The following is a 13,995-nucleotide window of genomic DNA, read 5'->3' on the forward strand; positions in this document are numbered from 1 at the left end:
AGAAATTCATTTTGGGCGCCAAATCGCCTGTCAGTGACGGATCAGACAGGTCGCAGGTTGGACAATTCCAGGATGACGCCGCCAGCGTCGGTCACACTGGGATGTTCTACCAGATCGAAGGACCATCGGTGAACGCTTTCTTGCACTTCGGTGCGGTAATCCCGGCCTTTGTGGAACAGGCCGCGCGCGCCTGAAATCAGCCAGGGCGCCGACAGGTCCAGCAACGTCGAAAGCGGAGCCAGCGCCCGCGCCGTGACGATCTGCGGCGTCGAAACAAGCGCATGACTGTCGTCGATGCGGCGCGCCACCACCCGCGCCGGCAGGCTGAACTGCCCGACGACGGTCTGCAGGAAGGATGCTTTTTTGCGATTGCTTTCAATCAGATCGATGCTGGCGCCGTCGCGCTCGGCCAGCAGGAAAGCCATGACAAGGCCCGGAAATCCGCCGCCCGAGCCGATATCCACCCAGCGTGTGGCGGCAGGCTCTATGCGCGCGAGCTGGGCGCTGTCCAATATATGACGCTGCCAGACGTCGCCCGAGGTCGATTGCGCCACCAGATTGATGCTGCGATTCCACTTCTGGAACATCTGCTCGAACGCCACCAGCCGATCGAATGTTTCACGTGAAACCGGGCCTGCCGTGTCCTGCAGGCTCGCTAGGGTCATAGAACTCACGCAACATCCTTTTGCAGGCGCTGGGCGCTCTCCGCGTGACGGACATGCGCGACAATGATCGCCAGCGCCGCCGGCGTCATGCCTTCCATGCGCTGGGCATCGGCGATGGAGCGCGGCCGCCGCGCCTGCATCTTCTGCTTCAACTCGTTCGACAGACCCGGCACTCCGGCGAAATCGACCGTCTCGGGGATCAGCCGGCTCTCTTCATGCCGGATCTGCGCGACATCCGTCTTCTGGCGATCGAGATAGACCGAATATTTCGCCTCTGTTTCGAGGCGCTCCGCCGTTTTGCCGTCGATTGCCGCGAATCGCGAATCGATACGTCCCAACCGGGCCAAGTCGACGTCGGGATAGGACAGCAATTCATAACCGGACCGGCGCACGCCGTCCCGGTTGATTTCCAGCCCATGACGCGCCGCCTCGTTGGGCGTCATTGTGAGCAACTTCGCCAGCTCCCGAGCCTCATCCAGACTTTGCATGACATCCCCGTAGCGCTGCATCCGCTGCGCCGAGGCGATGCCCAGCCTGGCCGCCAGCGGCGTCAACCGCTCATCGGCATTGTCGGCACGCAACGACAGCCTGAATTCGGCCCGCGAGGTGAACATCCGGTAGGGCTCCGCAATGCCCCGGCTGGTCAAATCATCGACCATGACGCCGATATAGGCCTCGGTGCGGCTGAGCACGATCTGCTCGCTGCCCGCCGCCCGCCGCGCCGCATTGAGGCCGGCAAGCAAGCCTTGCCCGGCCGCTTCTTCATAGCCGGTCGTGCCGTTGATTTGCCCGGCGAGGAACAGGCCACTAACGCGCTTCGTCTCCAGCGTCTGATGCAGTTCGCGCGGATCGACATGATCATATTCAATGGCATAGCCGGGCTGCAGCATGACGGCCCGCTCCAGCCCCGGAATGGTTTTCAAGATGTCGAGCTGCACATCCTCGGGCAGTGAGGTCGAAATGCCATTGGGGTAGACGGTGTCGTCGTCCAGGCCTTCCGGCTCCAGAAAAATCTGGTGCCCGTCCCTGTCCCCGAACTTGACGATCTTGTCCTCGATCGACGGGCAATAGCGCGGCCCAACGCCTTCGATCGATCCGGAATACATGGCCGAGCGACCGAGATTGGCGCGTATCAACTCATGCGTCGCGGTCGTCGTCCGCGTAATGCCGCAATCGATCTGCGGCGTGGTGATACGGTCGGTCATCAGCGAGAACGGCACCGGATCCGCATCCGCCGCCTGGCTTTCCAGCGACGCCCAGTCGATGGTCCGGCCATCGAGCCGCGGCGGCGTCCCGGTCTTCAGCCGTCCAAGCTTGAAGCCGGCGCGGTCCATCGTTGCCGACAGGCCGAGGCTCGCCTGCTCGTTCATGCGGCCGGCGACGATCTTCTTCTCGCCGATATGGATAAGCCCGCGCAGAAAAGTTCCGGTCGTCAGGACGACCGCGCCACAGACCAGGCGCCGGCCGTCGGCTAGGAGAACCGCCGTGATCTGCCCGTCGGCGATCTCGAAGTCCAGAACCTCGCCTTCGACCACGTCGAGATCGTTCTGCTGCCGAATCGCTTCCTGCATGGCAAGGCGATAGAGCTTTCTGTCGGCCTGCGTACGCGGGCCGCGCACCGCAGGGCCTTTGCGGCGGTTGAGCAGGCGGAACTGTATGCCGGCCGCATCCGCCACGCGGCCCATGAGGCCGTCCATGGCATCGATCTCGCGCCCCAGGTGGCCCTTGCCGAGCCCGCCGATCGCCGGGTTGCACGACATCACGCCGATCGTGTCGAAACGCAGCGTCACCAAGGCGGTCCTGGCACCGGCGCGCGCGGCAGCGCTGGCCGCCTCGCAACCCGCGTGGCCGCCGCCCACCACAACCACATCATAGCGATTGGTCATTTCCAAACGTCCTGGACTCAGAAGAATGAGGGACACATGTCCCTGCGGAGCGACGCTGTCAAGAAAACTCCGCGACAAGTTTCACGTGAAACAGCCGCGCCGCCAGTTAGCTCAGTGTTTCACGTGAGTCATCGGGGCCGCCTGACACGTTTCGCGTGAGTCATGCAGGCGGCGCAGCGCGGTGGTGGCCCAGATGAAGCCTCCCCGCCTTCGGGGTTCGTCGAAAATCACGAAGGCATGCGGCAAAGCAACATACGATCTAAAGGCAGCTCACGCCGCAGCGACCCAATGTTTCACGTGAGTCATTTCCCGATGCAGAACTGCGAGAAGATCACGTCCAGCATGTCCTCGACGTCGATGGCACCGACGATTCGGCCGAGGCGATCGGCGGCGAGCCGCAACTCCTCGGCGCGCAACTCCTGCTCGTTCATCCGGCCGTCAGTGGCGCGATGCAGATGGCGGTTGGTCTCGCCAAGCAATTCGACGTGGCGAAGGCGCGACGGCAGGACATCGCCGACGCTGCCGGCTGCCTCCGCCGCCCGCTGACCGATCTCCGCCAGCAGTTCCTCCACGCCCGTCCCGTTCTTCACTGAAATGACAAGGTCGTAATCCTCCGTCGCGTCGCTCGCCGCGCGGCTTTCCAGCAGATCGAGCTTGGTGCCGACACGTAAGATCGGCGCTTCGGTCGGCAGCAGTCCAATCTCCCTGGGATCGGCGACATCCCTAAGCAAGAGCAAGAGATCGGCGCCATGCGCCTTGGCCCTCGCCTTGTCGATGCCGATCGCTTCGACCTTCCCCGGCGCATCGCGCAACCCGGCCGTATCCGTGAGCCGAACACGCAGCCCCTGAAGATCAAGTGTCACTTCAAGCAGGTCGCGGGTCGTGCCTGGTTCATCCGTTACTATAGCGGCATCGCGCCGCGCCAGAGCGTTGAACAGACTCGACTTACCGGCGTTGGGGGCACCGAGGATGACGACCTCGAATCCATCGCGAATGATCTCGGCGGCGCGAAATCCGGCGATGTGCCGGTCGATCTCGTCGATCATCGTTCTGACATCGGACCAGACCGTATCCGAAACGGAACCGGGGACGTCTTCCTCGTCGGCGAAATCGATCTCGGCCTCGATCATCGCGCGGGCATGGATCAGCCTGCGGCGCCAGCCGAGATAGAGTTCGCTTTGGGCGCCTCCGGCATTTTGGACCGCGAAGCGCCGCTGCGCCTCCGTCTCGGCATTGACGAGATCCGCCAGCGCCTCGGTCTCGACCAGGTCTACCTTGCCGTTCAGAAAGGCGCGACGCGTGAATTCGCCCGGTTCCGCGTGCCTGACGCCGCCAAAACCGGTCATCGTCTCCAGCATTTTTGCCACAACGGCACGGCCGCCATGAACGTGGAATTCCGCGACGTCCTCGCCGGTGAAACTGGCCGGGCCGGGAAAGAACACAACCAGGCCGGTATCGAGCAATGTCCCGTCAGACGCCCTGAATCGGCGCAGAACCGCCGCGCGGTCCTTAACCATAGTCCCAGCAATCGTTTCGACCACGAATCGAGTCTGCGGGCCGGAAATTCGGATGACGGCGACGCCGGCAGGCAGCCGGCCGCTCGACAGCGCTACGATGGAATCGCCTGAAATCATTTGCCCGCTCTACTGAACCGCCCTAGCTTCACGCCTATCAGCCAATCGCATACGAGTTTGCCCAGTGACGCTGCCCGCGCAAAACCTGCTTGCCGAAGAAGCCAGCCCCTATCTGCAGCAGCACAGCGGCAATCCCGTCCACTGGCGGGCTTGGTCGCCGGCTTCGCTCGAAGAGGCGAAAGCGCTGGATAGGCCGATCCTGCTCTCGGTCGGCTATGCCGCCTGCCATTGGTGCCATGTCATGGCGCATGAAAGCTTCGAAAACGATGGCGTCGCCGCCGTCATGAACCGTCTGTTCGTCAATATCAAGGTCGACCGCGAGGAGCGCCCGGACATCGACCAGATCTATATGGCGGCGCTGTCCTCGATGGGCGAGCAGGGCGGCTGGCCGCTGACCATGTTCCTGACCCCGGACGGCAAGCCGTTCTGGGGCGGCACCTATTTCCCGCGCGAGCCGCGCTACGGCCGCCCCGGCTTCATCCAGGTGATGGAGGCAGTCGACAAGGCGTGGCGGGAGAAGCGGGCGAGCCTCAACCAGAGCGCCGACGGGCTGACGACGCATGTCGAGACGCGGCTCGCCGGTTCGCATGCCAGAACCGTGCTCGACCGCGCCACGCTGGCGGAATTGGCCAAGGGTATCGACGGCATGATCGACCGTGATCTCGGCGGATTGCGCGGCGCGCCTAAATTTCCCAACGCACCGTTCATGCAAACGCTGTGGCTGTCCTGGCTTCGCGACGGCAATGCCGCCCATCGCGACGACGTCCTCAACAGCCTCGAGCAGATGCTGAGCGGCGGCATCTACGACCACATCGGCGGCGGGCTCAGCCGTTACTCGACCGACGCCGAATGGCTGGTGCCGCATTTCGAAAAGATGCTCTACGACAATGCCCAGCTCCTCCGCTTCTGCAACTGGGCCTATGCCGCAAGCGGCAATGAATTGTTCCGGGTGCGAATCGAAGAGACGATCGGCTGGCTGCTGCGCGAAATGCGCGTCGACGGCGGTGCCTTTGCCGCCAGTCTCGATGCCGACAGCGACGGCGAGGAAGGTCTGTTCTACACCTGGAACCGCCACGAGATCGAAGCCGCCCTTGGCGACGATTCCGCATTGTTTTTCAAGCACTTCACGCTCTCCAGCCCGCATGGCTGGGAAGGCAAGCCGGTCGTCCACCAAACGCTGTCTCAGCAATCGCAATATGTGATCCACCGCGAAGAGATCAGCGCGCGCAAGGCGAAACTCCTTGCTGTCCGGGAAGAGCGGGTCAGGCCCGGCCTTGACGCAAAGACCCTCATCGACTGGAACGGCCAGATGATCGCAGCGCTTGCCGAGGCCGGCCGGGCGCTGGCGCGGCCTGACTGGATCGATGTGGCGGCAAAGGCCTTTGCCTATATCAGCTCTGGCAGCCGCGACGGCCGTCTGCCGCATTCGATGCTCGGCGCCAGAAAACTGTTCCCGGCTTTGTCCAGCGACTATGCCGCTATGACCAACGCCGCGATCTCGCTGTTCGAGGCCACCGGGGATTGGAGCTATGTCGACCAGGCCGGCCAGTTTGTCGGGCAGCTCGAGCATTGGCACGCCGACGCCGAGAAGACAGGTTACTACCTGACTGCTTCCGACAGCACCGACGTGCCGATCCGCATCCGCGGCGATGTCGACGAAGCCATTCCCTCCGCTACCGGCCAGATCATCGAGGCGCTGGTCAGGCTCGCCTCCGTCACCGGCAATCTCGAGCTGCAGGAGAGAGCCTGGCACGTCGCCGAGCATGCCGCCGGCCGCGCGACGCAGCAGGCCTATGGCCAGGCCGGCATCGTCAATGCCTGCGCGCTGGCAATCGAGCCGCTCAAGCTGGTGTTGGTGGATGAGTTCACAGATCCAAAGCTCGTTCCGGTTGCGAATCGAACCCCGGACCCGCGCCGCATCGACATCGTCGTGCCGATCGGTACGGCAGCGAATCGACCCTTGCTACCCGGTGGAATCCTGCCGCCGACCGACAAGGCAGGTGCATGGTTGTGTACAGGGCAGGTTTGTTTGCCGGCGGTGACGGATGCTGAAGAGCTCGAGCGATTGTTGCGACGGCGATAGTTTTGCTAACCGCCGGCGAGAGACGCCCCCTCTGGCCTACCGGCCATCTCCCCCTCAAGTGGGGAGATCGGCAGCTTCGCTGTTCCGCTCACCTTACGGCGTTGATAATTGCCGAAAGCGACCAAGGGCATAATCTCCCCCTAGAGGGGGAGATGCCCGGCAGGGCAGAGGGGGGCGCGAAGGATCGCTACCCCATCCCCTTACGTGTTCATCGAATCGAAGAAATCCGCATTGGTCTTGGTCTGCTTCAGCTTGTCGATCAGGAACTCGATCGCGTCGGTGGTTCCCATCGGCGCCAGGATGCGGCGCAGCACGAAGATCTTCTGCAGGTCCTGCTTGGAAACCAGCAGGTCTTCCTTGCGGGTGCCGGACTTCAGGATGTCCATGGCCGGATAGATGCGCTTGTCGGCCACCTTGCGGTCGAGCTGGATTTCGCAGTTGCCGGTGCCCTTGAACTCTTCGAAGATGACTTCGTCCATGCGGCTGCCGGTATCGATCAGCGCGGTGGCGATAATGGTCAGCGAACCGCCTTCCTCGATGTTGCGGGCGGCGCCGAAGAAGCGCTTCGGCCGCTGCAGCGCGTTGGCGTCGACGCCACCGGTCAGCACCTTGCCGGATGACGGCACGACGGTGTTGTAGGCGCGGCCGAGACGGGTGATCGAATCGAGCAGGATGACGACGTCGCGGCCATGTTCGACCAGGCGCTTGGCCTTCTCGATGACCATTTCGGCGACCTGCACGTGGCGCACCGCCGGCTCGTCGAAGGTCGAGGAGATCACCTCTCCCTTCACCGAGCGCTGCATGTCGGTCACTTCTTCCGGCCGCTCGTCGATCAGCAGCACGATCAGATAGCATTCCGGGTGGTTGGCGGTGATCGAGTGGGCGATGTTCTGCATCAGAACCGTCTTGCCGGTACGCGGCTGCGCGTTGATCAAGGCGCGCTGTCCCTTGCCGATCGGCGCCACCAGGTCGATCACACGGGCCGAGATGTCCTTGGTGGTGACATTCTCGATCTCCATCTTCAGCCGCTTGGTCGGATAGAGCGGCGTCAGATTGTCGAAGTGGATCTTGTGACGGATCTTCTCGGGATCGTCGAAATTGATGGTGTTGACCTTGAGCAGCGCGAAATAGCGCTCGCCCTCTTTCGGGCTGCGGATCGGCCCTTCGACCGTATCGCCGGTCTTCAGCGAAAAGCGCCGGATCTGCGACGGTGAAATATAGATATCGTCGGGACCTGGCAGGTAATTGGCGTTGGCGGAGCGCAGGAAGCCGAAACCGTCCTGCAGCACCTCGACCACGCCATCACCGATGATCTCGATCTCCTGGGCGGCCAGCTTCTTCAGGATCGCAAACATCAGCTCCTGCTTGCGCATGACGCTGGCGTTTTCGACCTCCAGCGATTCGGCATAAGCGATCAGCTCTGGCGGTTTCTTGTTCTTGAACTCGGCGAGTTTCATTTCTTGCATAGACGGACCTTGAATAGATGGAGTCTGGGTAGGCTTTGGGAAAATATCGGCGGGATGCGACAAATGCCGGGCGCGGCCGAAAACAACGAGGGGCGGCGCATGACGGGAAGGAAGACCCGTCTTTTATCGTCGGTCGGGTGAAAGAGCAAGCTGCGTTTTGCATGGCCTATGAAGGCCTAAACGCATCAATGCCTGTCGTAGTCTCCTGGCCGTTTTTGGGTAACATGCATCAGAACGGCTTGACCACCACCAGGATGACGATTGCGATCATCAGCAATGTGGGGATCTCGTTGACCATCCGCCAGTGCCTGGCCGGTTTTTCATTACGGTCCTCGGCGAATTTGCGCACCGCACCGGCCAGATAGCCATGCATGGCCGACAGCAAAAGCACCGCTCCGATCTTGGCGTGAAGCCAGCCGCCCTGGAAACCAAAGCCTTTCCAGGCAAGCCACAGGCCGAACACCCAGGTGACGATCATCGCCGGATTAATGATGCCGCGCAGCAGGCGCCGCTCCATCACCTTGAAGGTTTCCGACTGCACCGAGCCCTTCTCGGCATCGGCGTGGTAGACCAGCAGCCGCGGCAGATAGAGCATGCCCGCCATCCACGAGATGACGGCGAGGATATGGATCGCCTTGGCCCAGGGGTAGAAACTGTCGGGTGCCGCGAAATACAAAAGCGCGGTGAAAACGATCAGCACGGCGATACCTGATATCATGCGCATCATCGCCTGGCCGGTGCTGTTCGTGTTGTTCATCTGAGCCATCAGCGTGTCGCGCTCCGCACCTGTTTCACCATCGCCTCGACATGGGCGATCGGCGTCTCCGGCGTGATGCCGTGACCGAGGTTGAAGATCAGCGGGCCGTCTCCCAGCGCTCTCAGGATCGCCTCGACGCCATCCGACAGCGCCTTGCCGCCAGCCACGAGCCGCAAGGGATCGAGATTGCCCTGAACCGCACCCGAGCGCTGCAATTCCTTCGCCGCAATCAGGGGCACCGTCCAGTCGATGCCCAGCGCCGTTACGCCGGTCTTCTGTCGATAGGTCCGGTAGCGCGCACCGGCGCCCTTGGGAAAACCGATGATCGGGACATCGGGATAAACCGCCCGCACCCGGCCAACGATCTCGGCCATCGGCTGAACGCAGAACAAATCGAAAGTTTCATCGTCCAGCACGCCGGACCAGGAATCGAAAATCTGCACCACATCCGCGCCCGCCTCGATCTGGCGGATGAGATAGGCGGCCGAATGTTCGGCAAGCACCTTCAGCAATCGTTGAAAGGCCACCGGCTCGCGATAGGCAAAAAGCCGCGCCGGCGCCTGGTCGGGCGTGCCATGGCCGGCAATCATGTAGGTCGCCACCGTCCACGGCGCGCCGCAGAAGCCGATCAGGGTTGTCTCGTCGGGCAATTTGGCCCGCAACCGGCGAACCGTCTCGTAGACCGGTTCGAGATTCACGTGAAACACCTTGCCCTCCAGAGCCAGAATCTCCGGCGCGGTGATCGGCGTCAGCAGCGGCCCTCTGCCCTCTTCGAAGCGGACGTCACGGCCAAGCGCATGCGGAACGACAAGGATATCGGAAAACAGGATCGAAGCATCGAAGCCGAAGCGCTCGATCGGTTGCAAGGTCACTTCGACGGCAAGGTCTGGATCATAGCAGAGATCGAGGAACGAGCCTGCTCGCCTGCGTGTCTCCCGATACTCCGGCAGATAACGCCCTGCCTGACGCATCATCCAGAGCGGAGGCGGAAAATGAGCCTTGCCCTTCAGGACATCCAGCATGATCCGGTTCTGGGGCATCGAGCGCTCGCTTCTCCCGGCCTCTTCTATAATCAAAGATTCTTATATCTAAGATTCTTCTGATTCTAAGAGTCTGTTGGTTCTGGTGATTGCCACCTGTCCCGCTTTGCCCCGGAAAACACCAGCCAACATATTGTCGCGTGCTTCTTTTTCCCAGATGTAGGGTTCTGGGGATAGGTCGGAATCGATCAATCGAGTCAAAGCGTTAGGCGGAGCGGTGAAAGGCAGGTCCTGTGGACGGACTGTAGGCGAAAAAAGCCGTCCCCAAACTTGTCCCCAGTCGCCCGACGAAGCTGACAGCGCATCGAATTGTGGACAAACTGCCATCTGATACAGTCGCCTCCGACCGACCCGTCTTTTCATCCCGCTTTATCCACAGAAGCCCACAGCCCCAGGTGACCCCCTGTGAACAAACCCCAGAGCTTCTTCCACCTGCACCTGATTTCCGACGCGACCGGCGAAACGCTGCTCGCCGCCGGCCGGGCGGCTTCGGCACAATACAAGGATGCGCGCGCCATCGAGCATATCTATCCGCTTATCCGCACCGAAAAGCAGGTGGCGAAGGTGTTCGAGGACATAGAGGAAGAGCCGGGCATCATCCTCTATACGGTCGTGGACCAGAAGCTGGCGCGCGGCATCGACGAGCGCTGCGCGGCCATGGGCCTGCCCTGTGTGTCGGTGCTGGAGCCGGTGCTGACCGTGTTCCAGTCCTATCTCGGCACCCCCGCCGGCCGCCGCGTCGGCGCCCAGCATGTTCTCGACGCCGAATATTTCCGCCGCATCGATGCGCTCAATTTCACCATGGACCATGATGACGGCCAGCTGCCGCTCAACATGGACGATGCCGATGTCGTGCTGATCGGCATTTCTCGCACGTCGAAGACGCCGACCAGCATCTACCTCGCCAACCGCGGCATCAAGACCGCCAACATCCCGATCGTGCTCGGTGTGCCGGTGCCGGAAAGCCTGGTTGCCGCCAGCAAGCCGCTCATCGTCGGGCTGATCGCCACCGCCGAGCGCATCTCGCACGTCCGGCAAAACCGCATCCTCGGCAACAGCAGCTCGTATGAGGCATCAGACTATGTCGATCGCGCGGCGATCAGCGAAGAGCTCGCCTACGCCCGTAAGATCTGCACGCGCCATGGCTGGCCGATGATCGACGTCAGCCGCCGCTCGATCGAGGAAACGGCGGCGGCCATCGTTGCCCTGCGGGGGAAGAATAGATAGGGCAGGTAAGATAAGTGAGCACCAGCACCCCTCATCCGACCTCGCTTCGCGAGGCCACCTTCTCCCACAAGGGGAGAAGGAAGAACGTGGCACCGTCGTCTCCGCAAGATACCGCCAGTTGGCGATTTGCAGCGGCGTACGCGCGGGACTTCCCTTCTCCCCTTGTGGGAGAAGGTGGCCGAGCGAAGCTCGGTCGGATGAGGGGTGCGTGACGGAGCGCCAACATGGGTGAATCAGCATGACCGAAAAACTTATCCTCGCTTCCGGCAGTCCGTTCCGCAAGGCGATGCTGGTCAATGCCGGCATCGATGTCGAGGCGGTGCCGGCCGATGTCGACGAGCGCGCGCTCGAGTCGCCTTTGCAGGATAGCGGCGTCTCGCCCGAGGACGTCGCCCTGGTGCTGGCCGAGGCTAAGGCGACCGAAGTCAGCGAGCGCAGGCCGGGCGCCCTGGTGCTGGGCTGCGACCAGACGCTGTCGCTCGGCGACGAGGTGTTCCACAAGCCGGCTGACATGGAGGGTGCCCGCCGTCATTTGCTGGCGCTGTCGGGCAAGACCCATCAACTCAACAGCGCCGCCATGCTGGTTCGCGACGGCAAGGTTTTGTGGCGCCATGTCGGCATCGCTTCGATGACCATGCGCAAGCTCGACCCCGCCTTCATCGGCCGCCACCTCGCCCGCGTCGGCGCCAAGGCGCTGGGAAGCGTCGGCGCCTATCAGATCGAAGGCGAAGGCATTCAATTGTTCGAGAAAATCGAGGGCGATCATTTCACCATTGTCGGCCTGCCGCTGTTGCCGCTGCTGGCCGAACTGCGAGACCTGGGGGCGATCGATGGCTGAGGCGTCGAAAAAAGCCTTCGTGTCGGGCCATCCGGTCAAGCATTCGCGCTCGCCGAAGATCCATGGTCACTGGCTGGCCAAACATGGCATCGACGGAAGCTACCAGGCCATCGATGTCGCGCCGCAAGACTTTGCCGTGTTCGTGGAAACATTGCAGGCAAACAATTACCGCGGTGGCAACATCACCATCCCGCACAAGGAAGCGGCCTTCGCATTGGCCGAACGCCGCGACCAGGCGGCGCAAGAAATCGGCGCCGTCAACACGCTGTGGTTCGAGGACGGCGTCCTGTGGGGCGGCAACACTGACGGTCACGGCTTTGCCGCCAACCTCGACGATCATGCACCGGGCTGGGCAAGCAAGGGTCCGGCGGTGGTGCTCGGCGCCGGCGGCGCGTCGCGCGCCGTCATCCATGCGCTGAAGGAGCGCGGCGTTGCCGACATCCGCATCGTCAACCGCACTCTGGCCCGAGCGCAGGAATTGCGCGATCGTTTCGGCACCGGTGTCTCGGCGCATGGCATGGCGGCGACCAACGAACTGCTCGGCGATGCCGGCCTGCTGGTCAACACCACCGCGCTCGGCATGCATGGCAATGAAGGCCTGTCGGCGGATCCCGCCCGGCTGCCCGACCATGCCATCGTCACCGACATCGTCTATGTGCCGCTGGAGACGCCGCTGCTCGCGGCCGCCCGCGCGCGAAATCTGAAGACGGTCGACGGTCTTGGCATGCTGCTGCATCAGGCCGTGCCTGGCTTCGAGCGCTGGTTCGGCATCAGGCCGCGGGTGACGGCCGAACTCCGGGCCCTGATCGTCGCCGATCTGGTGCCGAAGCCATGATCGTGCTCGGCCTCACCGGCTCGATCGGCATGGGCAAGTCGACCACGGCAAAAATGTTTGCCGAGGCCGGCGTGCCGGTCCATGATTCCGACGAGACGGTGCATCGCCTCTACGCGGGCAAGGCAGCCCCCCTGGTCGAGGCCGCCTTTCCCGGCACCACATCCGCCGGCATGGTCGATCGTGCCAAACTTGGCGCGCGCGTGCTCGGCGATGCCGCGGCGCTGAAGCGGCTGGAGACCATCATCCACCCGCTGGTGCGCGCCGATGCCGATGCCTTTCTGGCCAGGCATCGCGGATCAGGCGCGCCGATCGCCGTCCTCGACATCCCCCTGCTGTTCGAAACCGGCGGCCGCAACCGCGTCGACAAGGTCGTCGTCGTCACCGCCCCGGCCGCGACCCAGCGCGAACGCGTGCTGGCACGGCCCGGCATGACGGAAGAGAAGCTGGCGTCGATCCTGGCCAAGCAGGTGCCGGACGCGGAAAAGCGCCGTCAGGCCGATTTCATCGTCGACACCGGACAGGGGATGGACGCCGCGCGGGCGGAGGTCGCTGCAATCATCAGCCAGCTGATAGGGGTTGGCAAGCCAGGTGGTTGAGCCCACCGCTCGACCGCCAGCTGTCGATGTGAGAGCCGCTTATCTGCCTGCCGGCTTCGCTCGACACCTCTCCCCCGATCGACGGGGAAGAGGAAAGGTGCAGGGCGATGAGGGGCGGCGCAAACCTGTGCGATTGCCCTGGCCATCATAGTTTCTCATTGCCATTTTGTTCCGCTCTCATGATTCTGCTCCTTTGGAGCGACTGATTCGATGCGTGAGATCATCTTCGACACGGAAACCACCGGCCTCGATTCGCGCGACGACCGCGTGATCGAGCTGGGCGGCGTCGAACTGGTCAACCGTTTCCCGACCGGCAGGACCTTCCACCACTACATCAACCCGCAAGGCCGCGCGATCCATGTCGAGGCACAGGCGGTGCACGGCATCAGCGCGGCGGACCTCGCGGGCAAGCCGACCTTCGCCGAGATCGTACAGGAGTGGCTGGACTTCACCGACGGCGCCAAGCTGGTCGCCCACAACGCCACTTTCGATGTCGGCTTCCTCAACGTCGAATTCGGCCGGCTGGGTCACCCTGTCATCGACAACGGCGTCGTCGTCGACACGCTGGCGCTGGCGCGCCGCAAGCACCCGATGGGTCCTAATTCGCTCGATGCACTCTGCCGGCGCTACGGCATCGACAACACCAAGCGCACCAAGCACGGCGCCCTGCTCGATTCCGAATTGCTGGCCGAAGTCTATATCGAGCTGATCGGCGGCAAGCAGGCGGCCCTCATCCTCGACAGCGCCACCGCGCCGGCCCAGGGCGAGAATGTCCGCCAGATCGAAATCGTCGTCGCCCCGCGCCCGGCGCCACTGCCGCCGCGCGTGACAGAAGCCGAACGTGCCGCGCACGCCGGCATGGTCGGGACATTGGGTGAAAAGGCGCTGTGGCTGAAGGTTCACGGGAACTAAAATCGTCCCGTTGGCGATCCTTGGCGCCCCCCTCTGCCCTGCCGGCGCCTCAATCG

At 63.0% G+C, this 13,995-nt stretch carries 12 protein-coding genes; 6 read left to right on the plus strand and 6 right to left on the minus strand.

The annotated features are described in order from the left end of the window. Window positions 1-41: 41 nt before the first annotated feature. The 3 genes from rsmG to mnmE form a co-directional block, all read right to left on the minus strand. On the minus strand, window positions 42-674 hold the full coding sequence (rsmG, locus tag EN990_RS21270; protein WP_024504087.1) for a 16S rRNA (guanine(527)-N(7))-methyltransferase RsmG: 633 nt from the start codon (window positions 672-674) through the stop codon (window positions 42-44). Then, entirely contained in the window at window positions 671-2,551 is a 1,881-nt protein-coding gene (mnmG, locus tag EN990_RS21275) for a tRNA uridine-5-carboxymethylaminomethyl(34) synthesis enzyme MnmG (RefSeq protein ID WP_127388380.1), read from the minus strand. Before mnmG ends, rsmG begins: the two co-directional genes overlap by 4 nt. Before the next feature lie 302 nt (window positions 2,552-2,853). Further along, window positions 2,854-4,185 carry a tRNA uridine-5-carboxymethylaminomethyl(34) synthesis GTPase MnmE gene (gene mnmE / locus EN990_RS21280; RefSeq protein ID WP_127368866.1) on the minus strand — a complete coding sequence of 444 codons (1,332 nt, stop codon included), beginning with the start codon at window positions 4,183-4,185 and terminating at the stop codon, window positions 2,854-2,856. A 64-nt stretch (window positions 4,186-4,249) separates the two neighbouring features. Between mnmE and EN990_RS21285 the strand changes: the two genes are divergently transcribed. Next, window positions 4,250-6,268, plus strand: coding sequence for a thioredoxin domain-containing protein (locus EN990_RS21285; RefSeq protein ID WP_127368867.1), 2,019 nt, complete (start codon window positions 4,250-4,252; stop codon window positions 6,266-6,268). 200 nt (window positions 6,269-6,468) lie between these two features. On the opposite strand, the gene rho is transcribed toward EN990_RS21285, so the two are convergent. The 3 genes from rho to hemE all read right to left on the minus strand — a co-directional run bounded on the left by rho (window position 6,469) and on the right by hemE (window position 9,531). Next, complete coding sequence (rho, locus tag EN990_RS21295; protein ID WP_013528732.1) at window positions 6,469-7,734, minus strand: transcription termination factor Rho; 1,266 nt, start codon at window positions 7,732-7,734, stop codon at window positions 6,469-6,471. Window positions 7,735-7,963: 229 nt separating this feature from the next. Then, window positions 7,964-8,500: a protoporphyrinogen oxidase HemJ gene (gene hemJ, locus EN990_RS21300; RefSeq protein WP_063173417.1), complete on the minus strand. Its 537-nt coding sequence runs from the start codon at window positions 8,498-8,500 to the stop codon at window positions 7,964-7,966. Then, window positions 8,500-9,531 (minus strand): uroporphyrinogen decarboxylase, encoded by a 1,032-nt coding sequence (gene hemE / locus EN990_RS21305; protein ID WP_063173418.1) that lies wholly within the window; start codon window positions 9,529-9,531, stop codon window positions 8,500-8,502. Before hemE ends, hemJ begins: the two co-directional genes overlap by 1 nt. A gap of 405 nt (window positions 9,532-9,936) precedes the next feature. Here hemE and EN990_RS21310 point away from each other — a divergent pair, with 405 nt between their 5' ends. From EN990_RS21310 to dnaQ, 5 genes are all read left to right on the plus strand, one after another. Further along, a complete protein-coding gene (locus tag EN990_RS21310; protein WP_013528729.1) occupies window positions 9,937-10,758 on the plus strand; it encodes a pyruvate, water dikinase regulatory protein in 822 nt (273 codons plus the stop codon). Between the two features lie 238 nt (window positions 10,759-10,996). Then, the gene (locus EN990_RS21315; protein WP_127385365.1) at window positions 10,997-11,596 is read left to right on the plus strand and encodes a Maf-like protein; all 600 of its coding nucleotides are present in this window, start codon (window positions 10,997-10,999) and stop codon (window positions 11,594-11,596) included. Then, window positions 11,589-12,431, plus strand: coding sequence for a shikimate dehydrogenase (locus tag EN990_RS21320; RefSeq protein WP_013528727.1), 843 nt, complete (start codon window positions 11,589-11,591; stop codon window positions 12,429-12,431). The genes EN990_RS21315 and EN990_RS21320 overlap by 8 nt, the downstream gene beginning before the upstream one ends. After that, window positions 12,428-13,027, plus strand: a complete 600-nt coding sequence (coaE, locus tag EN990_RS21325) for a dephospho-CoA kinase (protein ID WP_127370194.1) — start codon at window positions 12,428-12,430, stop codon at window positions 13,025-13,027. The genes EN990_RS21320 and coaE overlap by 4 nt, the downstream gene beginning before the upstream one ends. 210 nt (window positions 13,028-13,237) lie before the next feature. Further along, window positions 13,238-13,939 carry a DNA polymerase III subunit epsilon gene (gene dnaQ / locus EN990_RS21330; RefSeq protein WP_063169604.1) on the plus strand — a complete coding sequence of 234 codons (702 nt, stop codon included), beginning with the start codon at window positions 13,238-13,240 and terminating at the stop codon, window positions 13,937-13,939. Window positions 13,940-13,995 lie beyond the last annotated feature (56 nt).

It is taken from the genome of Mesorhizobium sp. M7A.F.Ca.US.005.03.1.1 (assembly GCF_003997975.1).
GTDB classification, from domain to species: Bacteria; Pseudomonadota; Alphaproteobacteria; order Rhizobiales; family Rhizobiaceae; genus Mesorhizobium; species Mesorhizobium ciceri.